Source organism: Streptomyces sp. NPDC046465 (assembly GCF_040646035.1).
In the GTDB taxonomy this organism is placed as follows: domain Bacteria; phylum Actinomycetota; class Actinomycetes; order Streptomycetales; family Streptomycetaceae; genus Streptomyces.
In genome coordinates this window covers 74,278-98,404 of record NZ_JBEYZK010000022.1, presented here as the reverse complement: position 1 = coordinate 98,404, position 24,127 = coordinate 74,278, and the positions used below count along the sequence as shown (strand labels likewise).

The window sequence follows — 24,127 nt, the reverse complement described above, 5'->3', positions numbered from 1 at the left end:
CCGGAAAGTCTACACTGCGTCGAATTTAATCTACGTGACGTTGATTCTGCCGCCCCGACGTCACCATGCTCGGCCGAGGTCGATCCGGCCCCCACCGACCCGCTCGCCTCGGCTGAAACGATCACGGCGTGGGTGGAGTGTTCACGGCATCGGTGCCGTTCTGGATTGGGCCCTATACGGGCTGAGCCCGCGCTGCTTCGGCAAGTTGGCAGCCGCAGTGCGACGTGACCAAGCCGCAGATCGACCGCGCGGCCGACCCTGGAGTCTGCCGCTGGAGGATCGCGTCCTGCTGGTCACGGCGTACTGGCGCACAAACTTGACCATGCGCCAGCTGGCGCCGCGACGGCACCCTCGTGCCACCCGCGACCACTCGGTGGCCGAGCAGTCGAAGAACTATCGATACTCCACGGCCCGTCAAGTCGTGATCGACGCCGACACCCGCCGGGTCTTAGTCGTCGGTCGGCCCGTGTCGGGTAACCGGCATGACTCCCGAGGCCGGGAGGAGTCCGGTACCAAAGCCGTCGTCGGGAACACAATGACGATTGCCGACGGCGGCCATCAGGGCACCGGCCTGGTCATCTCACACCGCCGCCGCCCGGGCGAGGAACTGCCCTCCTGGAAGGAGCAACACAATCGAGCACACAAGCGGATCAGGGCTCGCGTTGAGCACGTCTTCGCACGCATGAAGAGCTGGAAGAACCTTCGCGACTGCCGCCTCGAAGGCGGCGGCGTCCATCACGCCATGCTCGGCATCGCCCGCCTTCACAACCTCACCCTCACCGGATAGAGAGCCCCAGAGTTGGTGAGCTGTGCCCCGAACGCCTTGGAAGATCACTTACGGGACAGCCCTTAGCTCCGACCACCTGGTCCAGACCGTCAGGCACGGTCTGCGCACGATCTGCGCACGATCTGCGCACGATCAAGTACCGCAGCGATCTGATCGACGGACGCCTCGCCATAACCGGCTCCATCACCCCGATGACTCCACGAGTTCAAGCTCAGTAAGAGTCACCTCCGCCTTCCGCCAGACGTCACGTACTCGGATACCACCACGCCATATTTTGGCGGGCTTACCGGTATCTGGGTTGGTGAGTTCAACCTGCGTAGTCGGCTTGCCACTGGCATCGCGTCGGCTTCAACGTTGTCGTCCACCCTGGGTGACCTCCAGTACCCCGATTGCAATGCACCGCCCTGGAAGGACGTTGACATCGCTTTCGACTAAATGATCACGTGGTGTTCGACTTCGAACGCTTCCGGCCTCCTCCCGGCACTCGAGGAGCCTGCCCCGGAGATGAAGGTCGTCACCACCATCGGCCCGGCCGGTGCCCCTCCGCCGACGATCGAGGGCCTTACGGAGCACGCCACCGCGTCACGTGCCACTTCGGCGAGCACGGCGGCACTGACGCAGCCTCATGCCGCCCTGGAGACCCTTGGGCCCGCCGGCCTGTGGGCACTGAAGTCGAAGACTCCGTCCGCGACCGCGCCGCTGCCTATGTCCAGCGGCCCGGCCCGGCAGGCAGCGCCCCCCTCGCCCCATCCCCCAGAAAGACAACGGGGCGGAAATATCATGAGCGGCTTCTACGCCGAGAACCGCATTATCGATGGGCCCGACGACGGATTCATCATCAAGGTGTCCCGACCTGATGCTCCTGTGGGCGGACGGCGTCCGCCCACAGGAGCATCACACCGGCCAGAACTGCAGCAGGAACCGCTCCACCCCTTCCGGCACGCCCTGTTGGGCGAGGGAAGTGACTGCTTCCTGCCCCACTACATGAGCCCGCAGCCGCCACCGCCGGCCCGCGACGCCAAGATCGATCCCGAACTCGTCCGGACCGCCGGCCGTGTGGAACCGCAGATGCCCCGAGGCAGAGTCCAGCTCCGCTTCCCCCGTCGCCTCCCACGGCACACTCCGATCCAGCTCGGGCGGTGAGTCCCGGACTTCGACCGTGAACGCGGCCGTATGGGTGTGACCGCCCGACCTGATGTCCACCCGCCCGTGCTCTCCCACAACCAACCCTCGCTCACCCTCAGGCCAGTCGTCGATGATGTCCTCTTCGGCATCCTGCAACCAGAGCAAGTACCGTTCAACCAGGACCGGGAACTCCTCGCGATGGACCAACGCCACGTGGCCTCCCCTCACTCGCGTCACTTCCCCAACGACGCTACCCCGGGCCGTGATCACTGGGGCAGTCGATGCTAAGACAACTCGCTCTCCGTCCTCTATCCTTCGCCCCCCCGGTGGAACCTCCTGGCCTCAGGTGAGCTCCGCCTCAGATCGGCCGCCGTCTGCGGCAAGGCCGGACCGGATTCAGACCGCCCGTCTTCGATGCCAAGGCGTTCAGTGCAGTCCGAAGACGCGTTCGGCGGTGCGGTGGCTGATGTTGGCGCGCTGGGTGTCGGTGACGGGTGCCGTCTTGAGGAACTCGACGGCAGCCACGGTGTCCTCGTAGGGGCTGTCGACGGCGAACATGACGTTGCCCTCGCCCCCGGCGCCCAGAGCGAATTCCAGGGCGTTGGGGTCGTCGACACCGCTGGTGGTGATGACGAAGTTGCGCTGGAAGTACTCGCTGGGAGTGTGCTCCAGCGTGCGCATCGCAGTGGCGGCGCCTGCGATCTTCGAGGCGTACGCGTGCCGGTTGTGTATGCGCGCGAGGTAGTACGGGATGCCTTCGCCGAGGTGGCCCAGAACGAAGGTCAGGTGGGGGTAGCGGTCCAGCGTGCCGCTGAGGATGAGGCGCATTGCGTGCAGCCCGGCTTCGGCGGCGTAACCCCAGATGGCGCCGGAGAGGCCGTACTCGGAGTACTGGTTCAGCATGCTGGGCACGCGCGGGTGGAGGTAGATGGGGCCCGGTGCGCTTCTGCGGCCGCCATTAGCGGAGCGAACCGGTCGTCGTCGAGGTATCGCCCCTCGGTGTGTGAGTTGATCATGATGCCGTTGAGGCCGAGCGGCCCCATGATCCGCTCGATCTCCTCGGCGGCCTGTTCAGGGGCCTGCGGGGGGGGACGGTGCCGAGGCCGGCGAACCGAGTGGGGTGCCGGCGCACGATCTCGGCCAGGGGAGGGTTGGCAGCTGGCGGTTGCCAAACCCTCCTCTGACGGCAGTTGTCAGGCGCGTCGGCCGCCGTCGACCGACAGGGCGATGCCGGTGATGTAAGACGCCTCGGGGGAACACAGCCACACGGCTGCGGCCGCTGCTTCCTCCGGGGCGGCCAGCCGCCCCAGCGGCGTGGCGGCGGCCTGCTGGGCCGCCATGCCGGGGCCTGCCATATCGGCGACGGCGTCGAACGTGGCGGTCCGGGTCAGCCCCGGGCACAGGGCGTTGACGCGGATACCGTCCGGCGCGTAGTCGATGGCGGCGGCCTTGGACAGACCGACGACGCCGTGCTTGCTCGCGACGTAGGCCGGAGCGTGCGCAATCGCGGACAGGCCGCCGTTGGAGGCGGTGTTGACGATCGCGCCGCCGCCGCGCCGCTGGAGCGCGGGCAGCTCGTACTTCATGCACAGGAACGTGCCGGTCAGGTTGACCCGCAGGACATGGTCCCAGTCCTCGGCCGGTATCTCGGTGAGTGTGAGTTCCCGATTCGTGGAAGGGATACCGGCGTTGTTGAACGCGAAGTCGAGCCCGCCGAACATCTCCTCAAGGTGTGCGACTGCCCGCTGCGCGGACCGCTCGTCACTGATGTCGAGGCCGATCGGCTCGGCGGTGCCGCCCTCCTTGGCGATCAGTGTCGCGGTTTCCTCGGCGCTGCGCGCGTCGAGGTCGAGGACGCCGACGGCGGCCCCGCGCCGGGCGAACTCGGGCGCGCCGGCGCGCCCGATCCCGCTGCCTGCGCCGGTGACCGGGCCGGCCTTGCCCGTGCGGCTGCTCATGCCAGCGGCTCGTGGTTGACCCATACCGCCTTGTACGGGTAGCGGGCCTGCCAGCGGCGGATGAGCCCGACAGCCTCGGGCATGGCGAAGGTCGCGTTGAGGGCGTCGATGTCGGCGAGGCCGAGCTGCACGACGGCGGTGGAGATGAACACCGGGGCGTGGTCGTCGCCGGGGACGCGGATGTGGCGCCCGGCCGAGAACGCCTGGACGTGGCCGGACCCCAGCATGAGGTTCTCGACGTCCTTGAGGTAGGCGTCCAGATCGCTTTCAGGAATTGAATTGTCGAACGAAACGATCATTGTGTGCTGAATCATCGCCCCATTGAACAGGCATTTCCCTGTCGCGTCCAAGGCATCCCGGCTCTCGTTCCATAGCTGAAAGGAATGGATAAAGTGATAGCCTGCGAACGTGGCTGATCTGGAAACGCGGGAGTTGGAGTACTTCGTGACTGTGGCCGAGGAACTGCACTTCGGCCGGGCCGCGTCGCGCCTGGCGATCGCCCAGCCGACGCTGTCGAAGGCGATCCGGCGGCTCGAGTCAGGGCTGGGGGTCCAGTTGCTGGAGCGTTCCAGTCGTCACGTCACGCTGACACCGGCCGGCAAGGCACTGCTGCATCACGGTCGGCACGCCCTGAACGCGGTCAGCGCCGCGGCAGAGAAAACGCGCCGGGCCGGCGATCGGCACGCCCCTCTCCGCCTGGTGATCAAGCCCGGCTGGGAAGCCGGTCTTCTGTCGAGCATTCTGGCCGCCTACTCCCGCCGGCCTGAAGCGCGCCAGGTGGACATCGTCTTCGGTGGCGCCACCGATCGCGCTGACTACGTACGCGACGGGCGTGCCGACATGGCGCTGCTGTACGCGCCGTTCGACGATCTGTCCGGGCTGGATCACGAGACGCTCTCCGTGGAGGGACGCGTGGCGATCCTCCCGCGGGACCACCGCCTCGCGTCGCGCCCGGAGCTGACCATGGCGGACCTGGAGCACGAGACACTGCCACGCTGGAAGGGGGTCGACTGGACGGGTGCCCCTGAGGGAGCCGACGGGCCGGAGATCACCGATGTCACGCAGATGGTCCAGCTGATCCAGCTGGGGCGCACCATCGCTGTACTTCCGTGCTCGCTCGCCCAGCCCGCGCACCCGGCCCTGGTGTACATCCCGGTGGTCGACGCGCCGAGCAGCCAGCTCGTCATCGCCTGGTCGCAGACCGACCGGCGGCCCCTCGTGGCCGCCTTCATCCGGGCGGCTCTCGAGGCGAGTGACGCGCCGGCTGCGGCAGCCGACGTGTGAACCGGTGTCGGAGCGCCGCCGTCCCCGACCTCCAACAGCGCGCCGACCGCTCCGCCAAGGCCCGCGCGGTCGACAATCGGGCCGTGTGGGGTGCCCATCGCTCCGGCCAACCCGAACCTCCCCGCGCCCAGACGCCCTGGCCCGCCCAGCTCATCGAAGCCCTGGCCGCAGAGAAGGCACACCGTGAAGCCGGCCCGGTCCACCACGTCTCCGTCTCCGACTTCAGTCCGGCCCGGCTCACCGCCGTCACACAAGCCGACCTGGCCCATCGACTGTTCGGCCTGCCTCATCGGCAACGCCCTGGACGTCGACGCCGTCGACCTCACAGACCACCCTGAACTGCGCTCTGCCATCTTCCAGTTCTACGCCGCAGCCGGCCCCGCCGCGCCCCGCGCCCCACGCCCCACGCCCCGCGCCCCGCGCCCCGCGCCCCCGAGGACTACAGCCCCCACCCCGGTCCATCACCGAGGAATAGAACCAGCGGACCGCGGCAAGACCTGTGTGGGCCGCCGCGCCAGCTCGGCTGTTGGAGGTCTTCGCGCAGCCGGGGCCGATGGCCGGGGCTGATGCGGCTGGTGACCCTGGTCAGTCATGTTCCTCGCCCTGGGCGACTTCGACTTGGTGGTGAACGCCGAGCACGGCGGCCGTGGTGGTCCCGGCCGACAGTGCCATGCCGGCGGCCAGGGCCAGGGCGATCCAGGGCGCGGCGCGTGGGCGGCCGTGGGCGGGGCTGAGCAGTGCGGTGACCCGGCGAGGTACCGGGCCGGTGGTCGCCGCGGGGGCGAAGTCCGGGCGTGTGGAGGGCGCGGCGTGGCCGGCCAGCGCGGCGCGGGCGATGGCACGGGCGGTGAGGCGGCGGTCGCCGACCGCACTTGCGGCGGCTTCGTCGGCGACGCGCTCGGCGGCGAAGCGGATGTCGGTGCGCAGCGTGCGCAGGGCGGGGTGGCAGTGGGCGCAGAGTTCGGCCGCGGCGAGGAAGTAGTGATGGCCCGCGCGGTTGTGGGCGCGTTCGTGCGCGAACAGGGCTTCGCGCTCGGCCGCGTTGAGGGTGCGCAGCATGGCGGTGGTGACGACGATGCGGTGCGGGCGGCCGGGCAGGGCATACGCGTCGGCGTGGGGGGATTCGATGACACACAGATCACCGGCGGCGGGACGGCGGCCCGCCTGGGTCCGGGCAGTGCGGAAAGCTCCGATCTGACGTAGCGCGGAACGGCCGAGCGTGCAGACAGTGAGTGCGAGCGCGCCGCTGGCCAGCGTGGCGGCGGGCAGCATCAGCAGGTCCGATGGCGTGCGCAGCGGGTGGATGAGCTCACCGAGCGCCGCGAGGGGCGGGAGCTTGAGCAGTCCGGTCAGGACGAGGGTGCCGAGGGCGGCGGCGCAGGACGCGGCGAGGGCCAGCGCGGTGGCGGTGAGAATCGAGAGGGCGTGCGTCGGCGGCAGGCGGTCGAGGACGCGCCGGGCCAGCGGCGGCGCCGCGAACGGGAGCAGCAGCGGTACGAGGATTAGGGCCAGGAGCAGCGCCGTCACGTGTCGTCGGCTTCCAGGAGCCGGCGCAGCACCTCTTCGTCGTCGGGGTCGAGCTGGGCGACGAAGCGGGCCAGTACGGTTTCGCGGTCGGTGTCGCGGTCGAGTTCGGTGTGCATCCGGCGGGCGGTCAGCCCCGCGGCGTCCTGCACGGGGAAGTAGGCGTAGCCGCGCCCTTGGCGGGTGCGGTCGACGATGCCCTTCTCGTAGAGGCGGGACAGGATCGTGGTCACGGTGGTGCGGGCGAGGTCGGAGGCGAGGTCGCCCTGGACCTGGCTCGGCGTGCGCGGCGCGTCCGCGGCCCACAGGGCGGCCATCACGGCGGCTTCCAGCTCGCCGGCCGGTCTGCGTTCGTCCATCGCTTCGGTCATGGGAACGATCCTCACCCCGCCATCGTCTACAGTGCAGTAGACCGTCTACAGAATTGTAGTCACCAGCTGTCGTGAGCCGGAAGCCCTGCCGGGGCATCGGCTGCGTCGCCGAGGCGAAGGGCTCTCGCCGATGACCGCACTGCTTGCATTCTCTCCATCGTCGCAGCTCGCCGTGAACGTGTTGGACGCCCATTCGCTCCTGGCCGCGTTCGGGGTGCTGGGTGTCGGTGTGGTGATGTTCGCCGAGACGGGGCTGCTGATCGGGTTCTTCCTGCCCGGCGACTCGCTGCTGTTCACGGCGGGACTGCTGTGCACGGGCGGCGGGTCGGGGCGCGGCGTTCAGCTCTCCCTGGCGCCGCTGCTCGTCGCCGCGGCCGTCGGCGCGCTCGCGGGGGCGCAGTGCGGGTATCTGCTGGGGCGCCGGGCAGGCGGCGCGCTGCTCGCCCGCGGCAGGTCGGCGCGGCTGCACGAGGGAGCACAGCGCGCCGAGGAGCTTCTGGAGCGGTACGGACATGCCAAGGCGATCGTCCTGGCACGGTTCGTACCGGTGGTGCGCACTGTGCTCAATCCGCTGGCCGGGGCGCTGCGCGTGCCCGCGCGGACGTTCACGTTGTGGCAGGTGGTGGGCGGTCTGGTGTGGAGCCTGGGGCTCACCCTCGCCGGGTACGGGCTCGGCTCCTCGATCCCGAACGTGGACCGGTACCTGCTGCCCCTCGTCGCCGTGATCGTCATGGTGTCGCTGCTCCCGCTCGCCACCGAACTGCTGCGCTCGCGCCGCAGTGCCAAGGCGAAGGAGGCGCGCGGATGATCCCGCGTACGGCACTCGCCTTCGACGGATCGACGGTCGACGGATCCGCCTATCGTGAGGTGACGCGCCTGGCCGACCAGGCTCCCGGGTGGCTGGACGGCGCGGTATCCACCTGGTCGACGTACGGGCTCGCGGTGTTCGCCGTGCTGATGGTCGCGGCTTGGTGGCGGGCGCGGCGGGCGAGTCCCACGGCTGCGGTCGCGGCGCTCTCGGTGCCGGTGGTGGTGGTCGCGGCGTACGCGCTGAACGACGTGGTGAAGGTGCTGGTGCGGGAGGACCGGCCGTGCCGGCGGCTGCACGTCGCCACCTTGGAGTCGTGCCCGGCTCCGGGCGACTGGTCCTTTCCCAGCAATCACGCGGCGATCGCGGCCGCCGCAGCCGTGGCGCTGCTGTTCGTCTCGCGGCGGCTCGGGGTGGTCGCGGTCGTTGCGGCGTGTGCGATGGCCGCGTCCCGGGTCTGGGTCGGTGCGCACTATCCGCACGACGCGGCGGCGGGGCTCCTGGTGGGTGCCGTCGTCGGCGCGCTGCTGATGTGCGTGGTGCGCCGGTGGCCCACGGCTCTGGCCCGGCGGCTGACCGCGACGCGGCTGCGCGTGCTGTTGGTGGCGTGACCCATGGTTGGGGCGTGACCCATGGCTGGGGACGTGGAGGGGAACACGGTGGGAGACGGGACCAGCGATGTGGCGGAGAATCGTGCGCTCCGGCGCTACGTCGCCGACCTGGCGTGGAGTGCGGGCCTCGGTGCCTGGGTGGCGTTCGGCGTCCTGACCATGGTGGTGATCGGCCATGACGGCGCCCCGCTCACCTGGGACGGCCAGGCGCTCTCCTGGTCAGTCGGCCACCGGCCCGCTTCCGCCATCGCTCTGGCGCGCGGGCTCACCGCGACCGGGACGGGCGTCATTCCGTACGCGCTCGCCGCGTTGGCCGGGATCGTCGTGGGCCGCACCGTCCGGCGCCGGCTGGTCGGTGCCGCCCTCGCCGTCGGCTGCCTCGCTTCGGGGCAGGCCATGCGGTACGGCGTGATGGCGCTGGTCGACCGGCGGCGCCCGCCGCACATGGACTGGCGAACTCACGCGTCCAGCTTCTCTTTCCCCTCGGGCCACACCACGACGGCGGCTCTAGCCGCCGGGCTGCTGGCCATCGCCCTTGTGGTGCGTGCCCCGCGCGGCCGGACACCCCTTGCCGTGGCAGTCGGCTGCTGGGGCGTGCTGGTCGGCCTGACCCGCATCTATCTGGGCGTGCACTGGCTCACCGATGTCGTCGGAGGCTGGCTGTTCAGCGCGGGCTGGCTCGGCCTGTGCCTGTGCGCGGCGGTCTGGTGGCTGCCCGATCGTTTCGTCGAGGGCACCACCCGCACCACTACAGGCTCGTTGGAGGACCATGCGCCACAAGATCCTGATCGTGGAGGACGATCACGCCCTGCGTGACGTCATGGTGCGCGGGCTGCGGGAGGAGGACTTCGACACCGTGTCCGCTCCCGACGGTGCCACCGCCCTGCGGCTGTCCGCCGACGGGCTCGCGGCGGCCGTGCTGGATGTCGGGCTGCCCGACGCGGATGGGCGAGATGTGTGCCAGGCGATGCGTGCGAACGGATTCCGCTCCCCCGTCGTCTTCCTGACGGCCCATCACCGCCTCACCGACCGGCTCGCCGGGTTCGCCGCGGGCGGCGACGACTATCTGCCCAAGCCCTTCCATCTCGTCGAACTCGCCGCTCGCCTGCGCGCCGCGATCCGCCGCGCCAGACCGGACGGTACGGATCCCAGGCCCGCGACCGGGGATCTCGTCCTGGATCCGGTTCGGCACCGCTGCACCGTGCACGGTCTCCCCGTCGACCTGACGCCCACCGAGTTCCGCCTCCTGGCCGCGCTCCTGGCCGCGTCCGGCGACCTGGTGCCCCGACGGGAGCTGGTCCGTGCGGGCTGGCCCGAGGGAGCCCACGTCAGCGACAACACCCTCGACCAGTACCTGACCCGGCTGCGCCGCAAGCTGCGCGCCGCGGGCAGCGCCCTGACGATCGGCACGGCCCGCGGGATCGGCCACCGCCTGTCATGAGCATCCGTTCCGTCCCGAGTATCGGTTCACGACTCGTGCCGCGCACGCTGCGCGGGCGGCTCTCCCTGGTCGCCCTGACCACGGCCGCGCTCGTCATGGTGCTGCTCACCGTCGTCTTCAACGCCGTCGTCCGCCAGCACCTGCAGCGCCAGGCCGACGACGAGCTGCGCACCCGCGCCGCCGCCGTCACCACCACCATCGACACCAGCCGCTCGCCCGTACGCGTCCTGGAGACACCGGGCGACCAGCTCCTGGACGCCAACGTATGGATCTACGACGGCACCCGGCCGCTCGAACAACCCCCGTCCACCACCCCCGAGGTCACCCACATCGCCGCCCGACTCGCCACAGGCGGCGGACGGCGCTGTGCCACCGTCGAAGGCCACGGCACCGTCCGGCTCTGCGCCGAGCCCGTGGCCCACGCCGACCGCCCGACCACCGTCGTCACGGCCCTGGACCTCTCGCCCTACCGGAGTTCGGCCGACACCCTGCTGCTCGGCTCGCTCGCCCTCGACGTGGTCATGCTCGGCTGCACGTACGCCCTTACGCGGCTGGCCATCGAGCGGGCCCTGCGTCCCGTGCACACCATGACCGAACAGGCCGCCCAGTGGAGCGCGGTGACCTCCGACGAACGCTTCACGGACACCGGCCGGGCTGCCGAACTCGCCCGTCTCGGCGGCTCATTGGACTTCCTCCTGGACCGCATCCGCGCACTGCTGCGCCATGAGCAGCAGCTGACCGGCGAACTCTCGCACGAGCTGCGCACCCCGCTGAGCCGGATCGTCGCCGAACTGGACTGGCTGCGCGCCCGCCCCCGCACCCCGGATCAGCTCCACGCCGGGCACGAGGCGATCCACGACGCCGCACAGTCCATGCACACCATCTGCGACACCCTCCTCGACGAGGCCCGCGGCAACGCCGCCTCCCCCACCACCGGCATGTCCGACACCCTGGCCGCACTGCGCCGACTCACCCACCACACCTGCACACCTGATCATTTGACGATCTCGGTCGTGGGAGAAGGGCCCCACCAGCGGGTCGGTGTCACCCCGGCACTGCTCGAACGCGTCGTCAGCCCGCTGCTCGCCAACGCCCTGCGCTACGCCCGCGCCCACGTCGTCGTCCGCACCGCCCGGGAACCGGGCCACGTGCGTATCGAGGTCACCGATGACGGGCCGGGCGTACCCGCACAGTTCACCGGACAGCTCTTCACGCCCGGCCGCCGCGCCGACCCGGCCGACGGCCATGGCGGAGCGGGCCTGGGCCTGCCGCTCGCACGGCGCCTGGCCCGCTCCGCCGGAGGGGAGGTGACGTACGACGCCGGGTACGCGCCCGGCGCCCGGTTCGTCGTCACGTTGCCACCCGGCTGACCTCGGCGGTGCGCCCTTCGCGCAGCCGGGCCCAGCCCATGAGGCCGAGGAGGATCGCGAGGAGTACGGCCGAGGAGCCTGCCGTGCCGAGGTCGAGGCCGCCCTTGGCGACCGACTTGATGAGGAAGTCTCCGGCGGTGGCCCGCGTAGCCGAGGCCGGAGCTGAGTCGGACATCGTGGTGCCGGAAAGAGGTCACCCGCGGTCTCGCCGAGGGTGGTGGATTCGTCCAAGGCCAGAGACTCCTGTTCGGACACAGCGTGGGATGCCCGGTCTCGATGCCGGGCACCCCACGGTGCTGGTGCACGAGCAGCGCGGTCCGCCGCGGCAGGCCGCGCGGATGACAGTGTCAGCGACGGCCTGAACGCTTCCTGAACGGCTGCCGCCCCATCCTCAATGCGCTCGCACGGTCCGCCGCTCCGCCTCGGTGACATCCCTGCGTGTCACCGTCAGGAACACCACCAGGCCGAGGATCACCGAGAGGAACAGCACGCTGGTGACCACGGTGCCGAGGCCGAGGCCGCCGTCACCGGTCGGCTGGGAGAGGTAGTCGCCCGCCGAGGCGCCCAGCGGGCGGGTCAGGACGTAGGCGATCCAGAAGCTCCACACGGCGTTCAGGCCCAGAGCGAAGTGGGCCACCGCGACGGTCGCGATGGCCACGGCGAAGAGGATCGCGGACAGCCAGTAGCCCAAGTCCATGCGCTCGGCGAGCAGATCACCGGCGGCCGTGCCGAGGGCGAACGTGAACAGCACCGCCAGCCAGTAGTACGCCTCGCGACCAACAGTGTCGATGCTGTGGATGGACAGGGTGCGCTCACGTCCGTACCAGACGGCGAAGACGACCACGAGGCCGAGCGCGAACACCGTGGTGCTCGTGGTCAGCGGCACGCCCATGTTGTCGGTGAGGTTGTCGCTGATCAGGGTGCCGACGACGCTGATCAGCGCCACGGCCAGCCAGTACGCGCCGGGCCGGTAGGCGGTCGTGCGGAACTGGAGGACGAGCGCGGCTACCAGCAGCACGCTCATCAGCAAGGAAACCCTGGTCAGCCCCAGGCCCAGGTTCTCGTTCAGCAGATCGGCCGCGGTCTCCCCGACCGTGGTGCACAGGACCTTGATCACCCAGAAGTACGCGGTGACTTCGGGGACCTTGTTCCAGCGCGGCCGGTGGCCGGGGGCAGGGGGTGCGGAGGGCGCGGAGGGCGCGGTGGCCGATGGGGTGGCTGAGACCTCGCCGGTCTCGGACGTTTCGTATGTCATGGGGAGCGACCGTGCCAGCGGGAACCTGAACGCATCCTGACTGCCGTGCGGCATCTCGCGCCCGACGCGAGCGGCCGGTGGAACATGACTGTCATGCGCACTCACGTCCCGTGCCCCGCACTTCCTGCCGTCTCGTGTCCCGCACTTCCTGCCGTTTCGTGCCCCGCACTTCCTGCCGTCCCGTGCCCCGCACTTCCTGCCGTTTCGTGCCCCGCACTTCCTGCCATAGCGACGCTCCGTCCGCCCGCTGACCCGACGACGGAAGAGCACCGCCATGACCACCCCGCCCAGCCCGCCCGCCCCTTCGCCCCTCGGTGACCGCGCCACCGCATGGTTGCGCCAACGGCTCGGCCGGGCCGTGGTCCTCGCCTATCTTCTCGCCACCCTCCTGCCGCTGCCGGGCCAGTGGCTGCGCCACCCCCACCCGCTCGGCCCGCACGGCCAACTGCCGCTCCACATCACGCCGTTACTGCTCGGCCTCGTGCTGTACGCGGCCGGGCTCCAGGTCCCCGTACGGGCGCTCGGGTGCCTGCTGCGCCGCCCCCGCGCGCTGCTCGCCGGTCTCGCCCTGCACCTGGCCGCTCCTCTGCTGATCGTGCCGTTCGTCGCGTTCCTGCTGCGGCGTACGCCCGACACCGACGGCGGCAGCGGTCTGGTCACCGCGATGATCCTGATCGTGGCGATGCCGGTCGCGGCCGGTGCCACCGTCTGGACCGGCAAGGGCCAGGGCGACCAGCCGACGATGGTCGGCCTGGTCCTTGCCTCCACCCTCCTCAGCCCGCTCACCGTCCCGGTCACCCTCCAGGTGCTCGCCCCGCTGCTCAGCGGCGGCTACGCCCACAGCCTCACCACGGCCGGGCACTCCCTGAGCAGCGGCTTCGCCCTCATCGGGGTGGTGCTGCCGTGCGGCGCGGGCCTTCTGTGCCGCCTCGCCCTGCCCGCGCCGTGGCTGCGCCACCTCCTGACCGGCGTCGTACCGACGGCCCTCCTCGGCTCCCTCATCCTGACCTACGCCAACGCCAGCGGTGCCCTGGCCTCCTTTTTCGCCCACCCGCGCCCGCTGCTGCTCCTCGCGGCCCTGGTGGTGGCCGCCGTGGTGTGCGCGCTGTCCTTCGCCGTGGGCCGCGTCGCGGCGCGCACGCTGCGACTGGACGCCCCCGCCGCGTCCTCGCTGACCCTGGCCTGCGGCATGAACAACAGCAGCGCGAGCGCGGTCCTGCTGACGACCACGCTGCCCGACAAGCCGCATCTGCTGCTTCCGGTCCTGGCCTATGGACTGCTGCAGAAGACCGCCGCGAACCAGGTCGTGCGTACGCGCGGTCGCCGTCCCCCTTGCCCAGCCGCAACCTGATGCTCAGGAAGGACCAGCGTGCAGCGATGTCTCGGCGATGAAAGCCGTCAGCGACCCCAGCCTGTACATGCTCCAGTGCCGGGCATAGGCAGGCGGGTGGTCCCCGCGTGCGGCGAGCGCGGCGACGGGGGCATGGCGCGCGGCGCGCACGATGGCCGTGTGCGTCGTGTTGGCGTTGTGCCCGTGTGTGTGGGCGGAGGCGCATCCCGCGTAGTAGGCGATCGGAATGGCCTCATGGCCGGTGAGCAGGCACGGCGGACGTACGCCGAGATGGTGCAGTTCGGCTGCGGCTCCGGCGTAGGCCCGGTGTGCGGCATCGTCCCGGTCCACGACGTTCTCCAATACCGCGTACTGCACGGCCAGATGACAGGCCAGACCGAGAGCCACCAGTGTCACGACGACCGGCCGTCGGCGGCCGCCCACCTTGGTGATCAGGTGGCTGAGTGCGTCCCCGACCGGCACGGCGAGCAACGCGTAGGCGGGCAACAGGAAACGGGGCGCCGCGTAGCCGATGAGGAACAGGTAGGGCACCGCGGCCGACCCGGCGCAAGCAAGCGGCAGGACCGTTGCCGCCGCCCGCCGCCTGCTGACCGCGACGGCCACGGCGAGCGCCGCGAGCAAGGGAATCGCGAACCACCAGGCGACCGTGGCCACATCGGGCATGGGCCCGGCGCACGGTCGGCAGAGCGTGCGCCCGCCCAGACTGCGCAGTTGGTCGTCCACCGCGAGGTGCCGGCCGAGGCCGCCCTGGATCCGGGACGCCGCGGTCAGCCGGGCCGTCAGGCCGCCGTAGTGGAGGTACGCCTCGACGATCCACTCCGCGGCCCCCGCCCCAAGCCCCGCGGCCAGCACCGCGAGGAGGCGCCATGAACGCCAGCGGGGCACGCAGATCAACGCGGCGCACAACGGCAGGCACACCCAGACCGCATCCGTCGGGCGCATCAGCGCCATCAGCGCCGCGCCCGCCGCCATGCCCCACACCGCCCCGGTCCGCCGGTGCTCACGGAGGTCGTGCCGTGCCCGCAGGAAACAGCCCACGGTCGCCAACGCGCCGATGGCGACCCAGTAGTTGGGCATCGCCTGCGGTCCGTAGAAGACCGTCACCCACAGCGAGACGAACAGGGCGGCGGCCAAGATGAGTACCCGCGCCGGGAGAACACCGCGCCAGGCCCGCAGCGCGAGGTACAGGCCGAGCCCGGACAGCAACGCCAGGTACATCCGCAGCAGCGCCGTGGACGTGGACCAGGAGGCGACCGGGGCCACCAGCAGCGAGACGCCGCGGGCGCGAGGCGCGCTGAAGTAGGCGGCCGGCGCCTGCGGACTGACCTGGCTGACGTAGACCGTCTCATCCCACCCGAGCCCCAACCCGGTTCCTACGAGGAGCAGTTGGCATGCGATGAACGCGCCCACCACCCATATGAGCCCTTGACTCAAGGGCCCCGCCCGGTCCACGGAGTCCGATGCGGCTGCCGCGTGCCGTTCCGGACGGGAGAACACCGCGCCGGTGATTGCAGTCCTCACTCCTGCCCACCCCCTCGCCCTACAGGCTGTAGGGTTTCTAGCACCCTACAAGTCGTAGGGTCTGTTGGGGAGAACGAATTCGGAGGCGGCGATGCATGAAGAGCGCCCGCATGCGGTGCCCCACGCGTCCGGCCCTCGTCACGCGGAGGTCGAGGAGGTCTGGCCGCGAGACGGGCAGATCCTTCTGCGGCTGACGCTCGCCGGGGCCGAGACAGAGCACGCCGACCTCCTGCTGGAAGTCCGGGGCGCCGACGGCGAATTGCGCCTGCCCACCCACCGGTCCGGCAGTCGATTCGAGGGCCCCCGTCTTCGCCCTGCACGGGCGGGTGCGGCTGCGGGCTCTGGTGGATGCCACGACCGTCACCGCGCACTGGCCGCGCCGCCGTGTCGAAGGGTGGCTGGCCGGTCGCCCCAGCGAACTGGTGCCCGCCGCCGAGGTGAAGTACCACCGCTTCAGCAGACTCACGGACCGGCGCCTCGTCCGCTATCTGCGCTCCCTGGACGGCGGTGTCCCCATCACCACCCGGCCCGCCCTCAATCTGCTCTCGGCCCGCTTCACACCGGCGTCCGTCATCGGCATCGGCCAGGAGCACCTGCACTACGACCACCACAAGCCGGCTCTGGCCCAGCAGATCGGATTCTGGTACCGGCGGCTCGACGCCCTGACCGTCCTGACGGAGGCGGACCAGCGGGCCTACGACGCCCAACTGGGCGGCGACGGCCCCCGCGTCGTCCGCATCCCCAACCCGCTCCCGGACGGCTCACCCGCGCGCTCAGCTCTCGACCGGCCGCTCGTCCTGAGCGCCGGACGCCTGGTGAAGGCCAAGGGCTTCGACACCCTCATCGCAGCCTTCGCACCCATCGCCGAGGCCCATCCCGACTGGCGGTTGAGGATCTACGGGTCGGGCCCCGAGCGCGACCGCCTGCGTGCCCTCATCCACGAGCTGCATCTGTACAACCACGTGTATCTCATGGGCAGTACGCCGCACTTGGAGGCCGAACTCGCCACCACACGGGCCCCGCGAAATCATCACGGGCGGCGACGGGCTCCTCATCAACCCAGGCGACACCACAGCCCTCACCAAGGCCATCACCACCCTGATCGAACGCCCCGAGATGCGGAAGAAGCTGGGCGAGCACGCGGCCAACTCCGCCCTGCGCTACCGGCCGGACCGTATCCGCGCCCAATGGGAAGAACTCATCGCCGAACTGGCAGCACGGCCGGGCCGCGAGCACTCCCGCAGCGACCACGGACGGGGGACCCTACACACCGTAAGGTGAGGTTATGGCAGGCATGGTTCCCCGCGACAGACCCGAACGGCGCAACTCTGGTGAGCTGGAGAGCGAGGTCCTTGCCACCCTGTGGGCCACCGAGGCGGCCCTGACACCGGGCGAGGTCCAGGCCGAGCTCGACGGCGGCCTCGCCTACAACACGGTGCACACCATTCTCCGGCGCCTGTACGACAAGGGCCTGGTCGTCCGCGACGCCCACGGCCGCCGTGGCGCCTACCGCCCGGCGAAGAACGCCGCCGACAGCACCGCCGAGGCCATGCACCAGGCCCTGGACCGCGGCCCGGACCCCATCGCCGCGCTCCAGCAGTTCGTCACCGGGCTCAGCCCGGACGAAGAGCGTGCCCTGCGCGATTTCCTCGACGGGAGCCGCCCATGAGGATCAATGTGTACGTTCCCCTCGTCCTGTCCGCGCTGCTCGCCGCGGTCAGCCCGGCCATCGGCAAACACCTGGCACCCGCCACCGCCACCCGCGCCCTCACCCTCGCCGCCGTCCTCTCCGCGGTATCCACCACCTGGGCGCTCCTGCTGCTGTCGGCCACCCTGATCACCGAGGCCCCGCCCGTCGAGGCACACGCCCGCGCGGACGGGCGGCACCTCGCCGAGCCGGTCCCCGAGGCAGTGGCTTACGCCGCCGCCCTGGCTCTTGCCGTCGCCGCGTACCGCCTCCACCGGGTTCTGCGCGCCCAGCTCACGCTGCGGCGCACCCTGCGCCGGCTGTGCGAGGGCCATCCGTCCGGCGGCGAACTCATCGTCATCGACTCACCCGTTGCCGAAGCCTTCGCCATCCCCGGCACTCCGGGCCGCATCCTCGCCAGCACCGCGATGCTCAGCGCCCTGCAACCCGCCGAGCGCCGCGTCCTGCTGGCCCACGAACGCGCCCACCTCACCCACCACCACGCACTCCTGTCGGCAGGCACCGCCCTCGCCGCCGCGGCCAACCCCCTGCTGAGACCGCTGCATACGACAGTCACCTTCCTCATCGAACGCTGGGCGGACGAGCACGCCGCACACAGCGTCGGCGACCGGGACACCACCGCCCGCGCCCTCGCCCGAGCCGCCCTCACGGCCCACAACAGGCGCCCCGCCGACCGCCTGGCCTTCACCGACCACACCGTGACCCGGCGCATCGCCGCCCTGCGGACATCACCGCCGCCGGATCTCCGCGCCATCGGCGCGGCGGTCCTCGCGCTCGGCGCCTTCGCCGCCCTGGGCGCCGCCGACGCCACCAGCGACTTCATGGAGCTTCTGGCGCGCGCCCTGACCTGCTGAATGAGCCCTCCGCACGCCGGCCCGCCGGGAGGAGCAGGGTGAAAGTGGTGGGCTCAGTGCCGGCCAGAGCGAGTCTGCCGCCCAGCGAGAGCGCCAGCTCCCGGGCGAGTGCCAGACCGATACCCGGACCCCCGGCACCCGCGGGTGCGGGCGACACGTCATCGAGGGTGGCTGCGCCCTCGTCCGCCACATCGAGAGCGAGTGCGTCGTCGAGGTCCCGCACGGCGACGCGGACCGTACCGCGGCCGTGGGTCCGGGCGTTGTCCAGGAGAACAGCCAGGATTTCGGTGACGGGGCCGCCCGGGATCCGTACATCGTCCGGCACTCCTCGCGTGTCGCATTCCAGACGCCGGCCGTCGTCGGCGAACAGCCCGTGCCAGCGCTCCTCGGTCTCCCGCAGGAGCCGGGAGAGCGGCCAGTCGGGAGCCGTGGCGGCGCCCGTGCGACGCCCCGACGCGGCCAGCCGCAGCACCTCATCCACCGTGTGGTGCAACCGCTGCGTCGCGGCCAGGGCGTCCCCGAGCGCGCGACGCTGCCGCGGCGCACTCTGTTCAAGCGCCGACTCCAGGATGAGCTGGAGGCCGGTGAGCGGAGTGCGCAGCTGATGGGAGGCGTTCGCCGTGAAGTCCCGTTCCCTGCGCAGGAGTTCGGTCAGGCTGTGCAGCATGTCGTTGTGCGTGCGGGCCACCTGGTCGACCTCGGCGATCGCGCTGGGAGCCGCCCGTGCGCTCAGGTCGCCCGCGGTGACAGCACGGCAGTGCCGCGAGAGGTCCTCCAACGGGGCGGCGAGCAGGCGCGCCTGACGCCTGGCCACCAGGACGGCGAGGGTCAGGGCCAGGACCACGGCCCCGGCGAGAGCCGCCCAGCCGACCAGCACCCGGTCACGTACGGCACTGCTCGCCGAGGAGGCGCGGACCACCCCGATGACCTTCTCGTCGTGCGAGACGGGGACGGCGACGACGAGTTCCCCGTCGGCGTCGGCCCGCGCCACCACGCCGCCGAGTGCCCGGCGTACCGCGGTGTCGCCCTGCCGTGGTCCGGCGCCCGCACGCAGCCGCCGCTCCGGGTCGTACAGGCCGAGCCGTTCCCCGGCCCGCGCCACGGGCAGCTCCACCGGGTCGCCGCCCGCGTAGCCGGTATTGACCCGGACGGCGGCGGCGAGCGCCGACCGTTCCAGAGCGTCGCGCTGATCCGCGTAGAGGGAGGACCTGATGGCGAGCGCGAGCGGGATCGCCAGCAGGACGAGGGCGACGAGGACGGCGGTGAGGGCCACTCGCAGCACGCGCTGTCTCATGCCCTTCATGATGCGGTCCGCTGAGCAGGGCAGCCCGGGACGGGCACGCGCTTTTGCCGTCGTCTAACCCTCCTTGTGCCGGGCGTTGACCGGGCGGCTCCTAACGTCGGTGGCAGTCGACGGCATCACCCTCGTCCGATGCGGACGCGACCCCTTGGAGGGCAGTGGCCATGACACCGATCCGCGTACGCACATGGGCCGTGGCCGGACTGCTGCTCGCCTCGGCGGTGACGACGGCCGGCTGTTCAGGGTCCGGGTCCGGCAACGGAGGAGGCTCTGCCCACGACTCTTCTTCGGGCACACACACGCCGCAGCGGCCCTCCTCGGGCACCGTACCCACCGAGTCGAACCCGCCGGGCGACATCCCCGACAACCAGGCGTTCGTCGCCTACCACCCGCCTGGCGGCGGCTTCATCCTCAAGGTCCCCGAGGGCTGGGCCCGCACCGACAAGGGCGGCACCACCGTCTTCACCGACAAGCTCAATCGCGTGCAGATCTCCCCGGCGAACGTGACGAGCCCGCCCACCGTCAACTCCGTCACCCACCAGGTCATCCCCCTACTACACGGCCAGGTGGCGAAGTTCGCTCGGCCGAAGGTGTCGCAAGTGGACCGGAAAGCGGGCCGAGTGCTCCTGCTGACCTATCAGGGCGACTCCGCCGCGGACCCGGTCACCGGAAAGGTGGTGCGCGACGCGTTCGAGCGGTACGCCTTCCAGCGTCAGGGCCACGAGGTGGACCTGACGCTGTCGGGGCCGGTCAAGGCCGACAACGTGGATCCCTGGCGCACCATCAGCGACTCGTTCGCCTGGCGGTGAGCTCATGTCCGCGCGGTCGCACGACGACGCCCTCGCCGCCCGCGAGTTGTACCGCTTCTTCCGGTCCGGCGAGGAGGAGACGCTCGCGCTGCGCGGGGTCTCGCTGCGCGCGCGGCGCGGCGAGACGGTCGCCGTCATCGGCCCGTCCGGGTCGGGCAAGTCGACCCTGCTGGCCTGCCTGGCCGGGCTGGAGGAACCCTCCGGCGGCGAGGTGAGGGTGACGGGCACGCGGATCAGCCACCGGCCCGAGGCCGAGCGGGCCCGGCTGCGGGCCCGGCACATCGGCGTCCTGCTGCAGACCCGCAATCTGCTGGCGCACTTGAGCGTGCGCGACAACATCCGGCTGGCACAGCGCGCTGTGCGCGGCCGTCCCGCCACCCGCGCCGACGCGCTCCTCGACCAGGTGGGCCTCGCCTCGCGCGCGCGGGCGCTGCCCCGGGAGCTCTCCGGCGGTGAACTGGCGCGCGCCGGGCTCGCCGTCGCCCTGGCCAACGACCCCGCCGTACTTTTGGCCGACGAACCGACCGGCGAACTCGACGGTGGTACTGAGCAGTTGGTCCTGCACATGCTGCGCGACCGAGCCGAGTACGGCTGCGCGGTACTCCTCGTCACGCACAGCACCGCGGCGGTGCGGGTCGCCGACCGGGTGCTCTGTCTGGACGACGGCAGGCTGCGCGACGACGAGAGCATGAGGGACGTCCACGATGTCGGCGCATGAGGCGGCGGCGCCTAGCGCCTGGCTCGTGGTCTGCCAGGACGCGGCACTGACCTTCGGGCGCGGCGCGCGGGCCGTGGTCGCCGTGCACGGGGCCACCTTGCGGATAAGGGCCGGTGACCGGCTCGCGATCGTCGGCCCTTCCGGTTCGGGCAAGTCGTCGCTGCTGCACCTGCTCGCCGGACTCGAACGTCCCACCGCGGGCACGGTGAGCTGGCCCGCCCTGACCGGGCCCCGCACTCCGGGCGGCATCGGGCTCGTCTTCCAGGGCGAGAGCCTGATCCCCGCGCTCGACGTCGTCGAGAACACCGCGTTGCCCCTGATACTGACCGGCCTGCCGGAAGAGGACGCCCGCCGCAGCGCCACGGCGGCGCTCGCGCTGGTCTCCGCCGCCGACCTCGCGCCGCGCCTGCCCGAGGAGATCTCCGGCGGCCAGGCCCAACGTGTCGCCACGGCACGGGTGTTGGCGCAGGCGCCGCGCCTGATCCTGGCGGACGAGCCCACCGGGCGCCTCGACCACCGCACCGGCGCGCACGTCCTGGACGCCCTGATCGCCGCGGCCGACATCACGGGCGCGGCCCTCGTCATCACCACCCACGATCCGGCGGTCGCCGCCCGCCTCGCCACCCGGCGCGTCATGCACGACGGCCGCCTCCTCGCCCCGGAGACCTCATGATCACGACGTGGGCGGGCGGCCTGGCCCGCCACCGCATCGGACGACTCCTCGCCGCCGCCACGGGTATCGCGCTCGCCGTCGCCCTCGTCGCCTCCCTCGGCTCCTTCCTCACCGCCTCGAAGGCGACCATGACCGGGCGTGCGCTGCGCTCCGTCGCCGTGGACTGGCAGGTCGAGGCGCAGCCCGGCGCCGACCCGCACGCGATCCTGCACCAGGTGCGCCGCGCCCCTGGCGTACGGGCCGCGCTCCCCGTCGGTTTCGCCCACAGCCGCGGCCTCACGGCCCACGTCCAGGGCAGTACGCAGACCACCGGACCCGGCATGGTCGTGGGACTGCCGAATGGCTACCGCAGCCTGTTCCCCGGCGAGATCCGCACCCTCACCGGCCGCTCCTCCGGCGTGCTGCTCGCCCAGCAGACCGCGTCGAACCTGCACGCCGCCCCCGGCGACACCATCGGCATCCGGCTGACCGGCAACCGCGTCCAGCAGGTCCGCGTGGCGGGCGTGATCGACCTGCCCCAGGCGGACTCCCTGTTCCAAAAGGTCGGCGCGCCCAGCCAGTCCCAGCCCGTCGCACCCCCGGACAACGTGGTGCTGCTGCCTGCCGCCACCTTCGCCGACCTCACCCGGGGCACCCCGGCCACCACCCAGATCCACGTCGCCCGCGACGCACACCTGCCCGCCGACCCGGCCGCCGCGTTCACCGCCGACGGCCGCGCCGCACGCAACCTGGAGGCCCATGCCGCGGGCGGCGCGCTGGTCGGCGACAACGTCGGCGCCGCCCTCGACGCGGCCCGCCAGGACGCGCTGTACGCCCAGATCCTCTTCCTGTTCCTCGGCACGCCCGGCGCCGCCCTCGCGGCCGCCCTGACAGCGGCCGTGGCGTCCTCCGGCGGCGAACGACGCCGCCAGGAACAGGGGTTGCTGCGGCTGCGCGGACTGCGGCCCCGCCAGATCACCACGCTCGCCGGACTCGAAGCGGCCCTCGTGGGCCTCACCGGCGCGCTCACCGGACTCGGCGTCGCGGCGCTCACGGGCCGACTCGCATTCGGTTCCGCCTCATTCGAAGCGGAGGCGGGCACCTGGGCCGTCTGGTACGCCCTGGCCTTCGTGCTCGGCGCAGGCGTCGCGGCGGGCACCGTCCTCGTTCTGGCGTTGCGCGATCTGCGCGCGGTCACGATCGCCGACACCCGCCGCACACCAGGTCTACGCCCCCGTGCCTCCTGGTGGCAGCGCTGCGGCCTCGACGTGCTCCTCCTGCTCGGCTCTTGGCTCATCTTCCGGGCCTCCGCCACCAACCAGTACGCGCTCGTCCTCGCCCCCGAGGGCGTGCCGAACATCTCCGTGTCGTACTGGGCGTTCCTTGGCCCCGCCCTGCTGTGGGCCGGAGCCGCGCTGCTGCTGTGGCGCCTCACACTGCTCGCACTCGCTCACGGCCGTCGCGCCCTGGCACACCTGTCGCGCCCGCTCACCGCGCACCTCGCGGGCACCACGGCCGCCGTCCTCTCCCGCCGCAGGCGCCCGCTGGCCCGCTCGGTCGTGCTGCTGGCCCTCGCTGTCTCCTTCGCCGTGTCCACCGCCACGTTCAACGCGACGTACCAGCAGCAGGCCGAGGTCGACGCCCGCCTCACCAACGGCGCCGACGTCACCGTCACCGAACCCCCCGGCGCACACATACCACCCAGTACGGCGGCGTCCCTGAAGGTCTCTGGCGTACGGCACGTCGAGCCGCTACAGCACCGGTTCGCCTACGTCGGCTCCGACCTCCAAGACCTCTACGGCGTCCGCCCCGACACCATCGCCTCCGCCACCTCGCTCCAGGACGCCTACTTCGCGGGCGGCACGGCCCAGGCCCTGATGTCCCAACTCGCCCGCCGCCCCGATGCGTTGCTGGTCAGCGCCGAGACCGTGAGCGACTTCCAGCTCAACCCCGGCGACAGGATCAACCTCCGCATCCAAGACGCCCGCACCAAGACACTGCGCACGGTCCCGTTCCACTACGCGGGCATCGCCAAGGAGTTCCCCACCGCGCCCAAGGACAGCTTCTTCGTCGCCAACGCCTCATACATCGCCCGCGCGACGGGCAGCGACACCATCGGCGCGTTCCTCCTCGACACCGGCGGCACCCACCAGCAACACATCGCCACGCGACTGCGCCACCGGCTGGGAACGGCGGCCACCGTCACCGACCTCACTCAGACCCGGGGCGCCGTCGGCACCAGCCTGACCTCCGTCGACCTCTCCGGACTCACCCGCATCGAGCTGGCCTTCGCGGTGCTCCTGGCCGCCGGGGCGGGCGGCCTGGTCCTCGCCCTCGGACTCGCCGAACGCCGCCGCACCTTCGCCATCGCCGGCGTGCTCGGCGCCACACCCCGCCACCTGCGCGGCATGGTTCTCACCGAAGCCGCCCTCCTTGCCGTGGCCGGACTCGGCGGCGGCGCCCTGATCGCCTTGCCCCTGTCGGAAATGCTGGTCAAGGTCCTCACCGGCGTCTTCGACCCACCACCCGCCACGCTGTCGATCCCCGGCGCCTACCTGGCGCTCACCACCTGCACGGCCCTGGCAGCCGTGCTCGCCGCGGCCCTGGGCGCGGTGCGCCGCACCTCGCGACCCGCCGTCGAGGAACTACGCGACCTGTGACCCCGGCCCCACACCTACGC

The 24,127-nt window shown here is 71.5% G+C and carries 25 protein-coding genes and 2 pseudogenes; 16 read left to right on the top strand and 11 right to left on the bottom strand.

The window, feature by feature from the left end; all coding sequences use genetic code 11:
• Positions 1-128 precede the first annotated feature (128 nt).
• Positions 129-787 (top strand): annotated as a pseudogene (locus ABZ953_RS30395) (transposase).
• An 894-nt stretch (positions 788-1,681) separates the two neighbouring features.
• Here the strand turns inward: ABZ953_RS30395 and ABZ953_RS30390 are convergent.
• From ABZ953_RS30390 to ABZ953_RS30370, 5 genes are all read right to left on the bottom strand, one after another.
• A complete protein-coding gene (locus tag ABZ953_RS30390) occupies positions 1,682-2,125 on the bottom strand; it encodes a hypothetical protein (RefSeq protein WP_361730400.1) in 444 nt (147 codons plus the stop codon).
• 213 nt (positions 2,126-2,338) lie between these two features.
• Positions 2,339-2,815, bottom strand: a complete 477-nt coding sequence (locus ABZ953_RS30385) for an amidohydrolase family protein (RefSeq protein ID WP_361730552.1) — start codon at positions 2,813-2,815, stop codon at positions 2,339-2,341.
• Positions 2,809-2,955 (bottom strand): hypothetical protein, encoded by a 147-nt coding sequence (locus tag ABZ953_RS30380; protein ID WP_361730397.1) that lies wholly within the window; start codon positions 2,953-2,955, stop codon positions 2,809-2,811. The genes ABZ953_RS30385 and ABZ953_RS30380 overlap by 7 nt, the downstream gene beginning before the upstream one ends.
• A 150-nt stretch (positions 2,956-3,105) precedes the next feature.
• The gene (locus ABZ953_RS30375) at positions 3,106-3,870 is read right to left on the bottom strand and encodes an SDR family oxidoreductase (protein WP_361730394.1); all 765 of its coding nucleotides are present in this window, start codon (positions 3,868-3,870) and stop codon (positions 3,106-3,108) included.
• Positions 3,867-4,184 carry a hypothetical protein gene (locus tag ABZ953_RS30370; protein WP_328328241.1) on the bottom strand — a complete coding sequence of 106 codons (318 nt, stop codon included), beginning with the start codon at positions 4,182-4,184 and terminating at the stop codon, positions 3,867-3,869. The genes ABZ953_RS30375 and ABZ953_RS30370 overlap by 4 nt, the downstream gene beginning before the upstream one ends.
• 94 nt (positions 4,185-4,278) lie before the next feature.
• Between ABZ953_RS30370 and ABZ953_RS30365 the strand changes: the two genes are divergently transcribed.
• Complete coding sequence (locus ABZ953_RS30365) at positions 4,279-5,154, top strand: LysR family transcriptional regulator (protein ID WP_361730390.1); 876 nt, start codon at positions 4,279-4,281, stop codon at positions 5,152-5,154.
• A 585-nt stretch (positions 5,155-5,739) separates the two neighbouring features.
• On the opposite strand, the gene ABZ953_RS30360 is transcribed toward ABZ953_RS30365, so the two are convergent.
• Together ABZ953_RS30360 and ABZ953_RS30355 are read right to left on the bottom strand one after the other, a co-directional pair.
• Entirely contained in the window at positions 5,740-6,681 is a 942-nt protein-coding gene (locus tag ABZ953_RS30360; RefSeq protein ID WP_361730387.1) for a M56 family metallopeptidase, read from the bottom strand.
• On the bottom strand, positions 6,678-7,049 hold the full coding sequence (locus ABZ953_RS30355; RefSeq protein WP_361730384.1) for a BlaI/MecI/CopY family transcriptional regulator: 372 nt from the start codon (positions 7,047-7,049) through the stop codon (positions 6,678-6,680). Before ABZ953_RS30355 ends, ABZ953_RS30360 begins: the two co-directional genes overlap by 4 nt.
• A 130-nt stretch (positions 7,050-7,179) precedes the next feature.
• Here ABZ953_RS30355 and ABZ953_RS30350 point away from each other — a divergent pair, with 130 nt between their 5' ends.
• Genes ABZ953_RS30350 through ABZ953_RS30330 form a run of 5 tightly spaced genes read left to right on the top strand, consistent with a single transcriptional unit; the run spans position 7,180 to position 11,279 of the window.
• Positions 7,180-7,857, top strand: coding sequence for a DedA family protein (locus ABZ953_RS30350; RefSeq protein ID WP_361730381.1), 678 nt, complete (start codon positions 7,180-7,182; stop codon positions 7,855-7,857).
• Positions 7,854-8,468, top strand: coding sequence for a phosphatase PAP2 family protein (locus ABZ953_RS30345; RefSeq protein ID WP_361730378.1), 615 nt, complete (start codon positions 7,854-7,856; stop codon positions 8,466-8,468). Before ABZ953_RS30350 ends, ABZ953_RS30345 begins: the two co-directional genes overlap by 4 nt.
• 21 nt (positions 8,469-8,489) lie before the next feature.
• On the top strand, positions 8,490-9,284 hold the full coding sequence (locus ABZ953_RS30340) for a phosphatase PAP2 family protein (protein ID WP_361730375.1): 795 nt from the start codon (positions 8,490-8,492) through the stop codon (positions 9,282-9,284).
• Positions 9,238-9,909, top strand: a complete 672-nt coding sequence (locus ABZ953_RS30335; RefSeq protein ID WP_361730372.1) for a response regulator transcription factor — start codon at positions 9,238-9,240, stop codon at positions 9,907-9,909. Before ABZ953_RS30340 ends, ABZ953_RS30335 begins: the two co-directional genes overlap by 47 nt.
• Entirely contained in the window at positions 9,906-11,279 is a 1,374-nt protein-coding gene (locus tag ABZ953_RS30330) for a HAMP domain-containing sensor histidine kinase (RefSeq protein ID WP_361730370.1), read from the top strand. Before ABZ953_RS30335 ends, ABZ953_RS30330 begins: the two co-directional genes overlap by 4 nt.
• On the opposite strand, the gene ABZ953_RS30325 is transcribed toward ABZ953_RS30330, so the two are convergent.
• Together ABZ953_RS30325 and ABZ953_RS30320 are read right to left on the bottom strand one after the other, a co-directional pair.
• The gene (locus tag ABZ953_RS30325; protein WP_361730367.1) at positions 11,260-11,454 is read right to left on the bottom strand and encodes a hypothetical protein; all 195 of its coding nucleotides are present in this window, start codon (positions 11,452-11,454) and stop codon (positions 11,260-11,262) included. The two genes, ABZ953_RS30330 and ABZ953_RS30325, sit on opposite strands and share 20 nt — an antisense overlap.
• Positions 11,455-11,670: 216 nt before the next feature.
• The gene (locus ABZ953_RS30320) at positions 11,671-12,534 is read right to left on the bottom strand and encodes a hypothetical protein (RefSeq protein WP_361730365.1); all 864 of its coding nucleotides are present in this window, start codon (positions 12,532-12,534) and stop codon (positions 11,671-11,673) included.
• Between the two features lie 274 nt (positions 12,535-12,808).
• Between ABZ953_RS30320 and ABZ953_RS30315 the strand changes: the two genes are divergently transcribed.
• Positions 12,809-13,885, top strand: coding sequence for a sodium-dependent transporter (locus ABZ953_RS30315; RefSeq protein WP_361730362.1), 1,077 nt, complete (start codon positions 12,809-12,811; stop codon positions 13,883-13,885).
• A 3-nt stretch (positions 13,886-13,888) separates the two neighbouring features.
• Here ABZ953_RS30315 and ABZ953_RS30310 read toward each other — a convergent pair whose 3' ends face one another.
• On the bottom strand, positions 13,889-15,298 hold the full coding sequence (locus tag ABZ953_RS30310) for a hypothetical protein (protein WP_361730549.1): 1,410 nt from the start codon (positions 15,296-15,298) through the stop codon (positions 13,889-13,891).
• Positions 15,299-15,732: 434 nt separating this feature from the next.
• On the opposite strand from ABZ953_RS30310, the pseudogene ABZ953_RS30305 reads away from it, so the two are divergent.
• The 4 genes and pseudogenes from ABZ953_RS30305 to ABZ953_RS30290 all read left to right on the top strand — a co-directional run.
• Positions 15,733-16,404, top strand: a pseudogene (locus ABZ953_RS30305) (glycosyltransferase); the annotation flags it as partial.
• 118 nt (positions 16,405-16,522) lie between these two features.
• Positions 16,523-16,687 (top strand): hypothetical protein, encoded by a 165-nt coding sequence (locus tag ABZ953_RS30300; RefSeq protein ID WP_361730563.1) that lies wholly within the window; start codon positions 16,523-16,525, stop codon positions 16,685-16,687.
• A gap of 4 nt (positions 16,688-16,691) precedes the next feature.
• Positions 16,692-17,075 (top strand): BlaI/MecI/CopY family transcriptional regulator, encoded by a 384-nt coding sequence (locus ABZ953_RS30295; protein ID WP_361730360.1) that lies wholly within the window; start codon positions 16,692-16,694, stop codon positions 17,073-17,075.
• A complete protein-coding gene (locus ABZ953_RS30290; protein WP_361730357.1) occupies positions 17,072-17,968 on the top strand; it encodes a M48 family metalloprotease in 897 nt (298 codons plus the stop codon). Before ABZ953_RS30295 ends, ABZ953_RS30290 begins: the two co-directional genes overlap by 4 nt.
• On the opposite strand, the gene ABZ953_RS30285 is transcribed toward ABZ953_RS30290, so the two are convergent.
• Entirely contained in the window at positions 17,934-19,262 is a 1,329-nt protein-coding gene (locus ABZ953_RS30285) for a HAMP domain-containing sensor histidine kinase (protein ID WP_361730354.1), read from the bottom strand. The genes ABZ953_RS30290 and ABZ953_RS30285 overlap by 35 nt on opposite strands.
• 170 nt (positions 19,263-19,432) lie before the next feature.
• On the opposite strand from ABZ953_RS30285, the gene ABZ953_RS30280 reads away from it, so the two are divergent.
• Genes ABZ953_RS30280 through ABZ953_RS30265 form a run of 4 tightly spaced genes read left to right on the top strand, consistent with a single transcriptional unit; the run spans position 19,433 to position 24,107 of the window.
• Complete coding sequence (locus ABZ953_RS30280; protein ID WP_361730351.1) at positions 19,433-20,077, top strand: hypothetical protein; 645 nt, start codon at positions 19,433-19,435, stop codon at positions 20,075-20,077.
• A gap of 4 nt (positions 20,078-20,081) precedes the next feature.
• Positions 20,082-20,795 (top strand): ABC transporter ATP-binding protein, encoded by a 714-nt coding sequence (locus tag ABZ953_RS30275; RefSeq protein ID WP_361730348.1) that lies wholly within the window; start codon positions 20,082-20,084, stop codon positions 20,793-20,795.
• The gene (locus tag ABZ953_RS30270) at positions 20,782-21,468 is read left to right on the top strand and encodes an ATP-binding cassette domain-containing protein (protein ID WP_361730345.1); all 687 of its coding nucleotides are present in this window, start codon (positions 20,782-20,784) and stop codon (positions 21,466-21,468) included. Before ABZ953_RS30275 ends, ABZ953_RS30270 begins: the two co-directional genes overlap by 14 nt.
• The gene (locus ABZ953_RS30265) at positions 21,465-24,107 is read left to right on the top strand and encodes an ABC transporter permease (RefSeq protein ID WP_361730342.1); all 2,643 of its coding nucleotides are present in this window, start codon (positions 21,465-21,467) and stop codon (positions 24,105-24,107) included. The genes ABZ953_RS30270 and ABZ953_RS30265 overlap by 4 nt, the downstream gene beginning before the upstream one ends.
• Positions 24,108-24,127 lie beyond the last annotated feature (20 nt).

What these genes read in the sequence shown, in the direction of transcription:
- ABZ953_RS30280 (WP_361730351.1), top strand. Translation starts at nt 19,433, where the DNA reads ATGACACCGATCCGCGTACGCACATGGGCCGTGGCCGGACTGCTGCTC.
- ABZ953_RS30270 (WP_361730345.1), top strand. Translation starts at nt 20,782, where the DNA reads ATGTCGGCGCATGAGGCGGCGGCGCCTAGCGCCTGGCTCGTGGTCTGC.
- ABZ953_RS30275 (WP_361730348.1), top strand. Translation starts at nt 20,082, where the DNA reads ATGTCCGCGCGGTCGCACGACGACGCCCTCGCCGCCCGCGAGTTGTAC.
- ABZ953_RS30285 (WP_361730354.1), bottom strand. Translation starts at nt 19,262, where the DNA reads ATGAGACAGCGCGTGCTGCGAGTGGCCCTCACCGCCGTCCTCGTCGCC.
- ABZ953_RS30315 (WP_361730362.1), top strand. Translation starts at nt 12,809, where the DNA reads ATGACCACCCCGCCCAGCCCGCCCGCCCCTTCGCCCCTCGGTGACCGC.
- ABZ953_RS30385 (WP_361730552.1), bottom strand. Translation starts at nt 2,815, where the DNA reads ATGCTGAACCAGTACTCCGAGTACGGCCTCTCCGGCGCCATCTGGGGT.
- ABZ953_RS30290 (WP_361730357.1), top strand. Translation starts at nt 17,072, where the DNA reads ATGAGGATCAATGTGTACGTTCCCCTCGTCCTGTCCGCGCTGCTCGCC.
- ABZ953_RS30265 (WP_361730342.1), top strand. Translation starts at nt 21,465, where the DNA reads ATGATCACGACGTGGGCGGGCGGCCTGGCCCGCCACCGCATCGGACGA.
- ABZ953_RS30340 (WP_361730375.1), top strand. Translation starts at nt 8,490, where the DNA reads ATGGCTGGGGACGTGGAGGGGAACACGGTGGGAGACGGGACCAGCGAT.
- ABZ953_RS30330 (WP_361730370.1), top strand. Translation starts at nt 9,906, where the DNA reads ATGAGCATCCGTTCCGTCCCGAGTATCGGTTCACGACTCGTGCCGCGC.
- ABZ953_RS30380 (WP_361730397.1), bottom strand. Translation starts at nt 2,955, where the DNA reads ATGGGGCCGCTCGGCCTCAACGGCATCATGATCAACTCACACACCGAG.
- ABZ953_RS30370 (WP_328328241.1), bottom strand. Translation starts at nt 4,184, where the DNA reads ATGATTCAGCACACAATGATCGTTTCGTTCGACAATTCAATTCCTGAA.
- ABZ953_RS30335 (WP_361730372.1), top strand. Translation starts at nt 9,238, where the DNA reads ATGCGCCACAAGATCCTGATCGTGGAGGACGATCACGCCCTGCGTGAC.
- ABZ953_RS30325 (WP_361730367.1), bottom strand. Translation starts at nt 11,454, where the DNA reads ATGTCCGACTCAGCTCCGGCCTCGGCTACGCGGGCCACCGCCGGAGAC.
- ABZ953_RS30300 (WP_361730563.1), top strand. Translation starts at nt 16,523, where the DNA reads ATGCGGAAGAAGCTGGGCGAGCACGCGGCCAACTCCGCCCTGCGCTAC.
- ABZ953_RS30355 (WP_361730384.1), bottom strand. Translation starts at nt 7,049, where the DNA reads ATGACCGAAGCGATGGACGAACGCAGACCGGCCGGCGAGCTGGAAGCC.
- ABZ953_RS30375 (WP_361730394.1), bottom strand. Translation starts at nt 3,870, where the DNA reads ATGAGCAGCCGCACGGGCAAGGCCGGCCCGGTCACCGGCGCAGGCAGC.
- ABZ953_RS30350 (WP_361730381.1), top strand. Translation starts at nt 7,180, where the DNA reads ATGACCGCACTGCTTGCATTCTCTCCATCGTCGCAGCTCGCCGTGAAC.
- ABZ953_RS30295 (WP_361730360.1), top strand. Translation starts at nt 16,692, where the DNA reads ATGGCAGGCATGGTTCCCCGCGACAGACCCGAACGGCGCAACTCTGGT.
- ABZ953_RS30345 (WP_361730378.1), top strand. Translation starts at nt 7,854, where the DNA reads ATGATCCCGCGTACGGCACTCGCCTTCGACGGATCGACGGTCGACGGA.
- ABZ953_RS30320 (WP_361730365.1), bottom strand. Translation starts at nt 12,534, where the DNA reads ATGACATACGAAACGTCCGAGACCGGCGAGGTCTCAGCCACCCCATCG.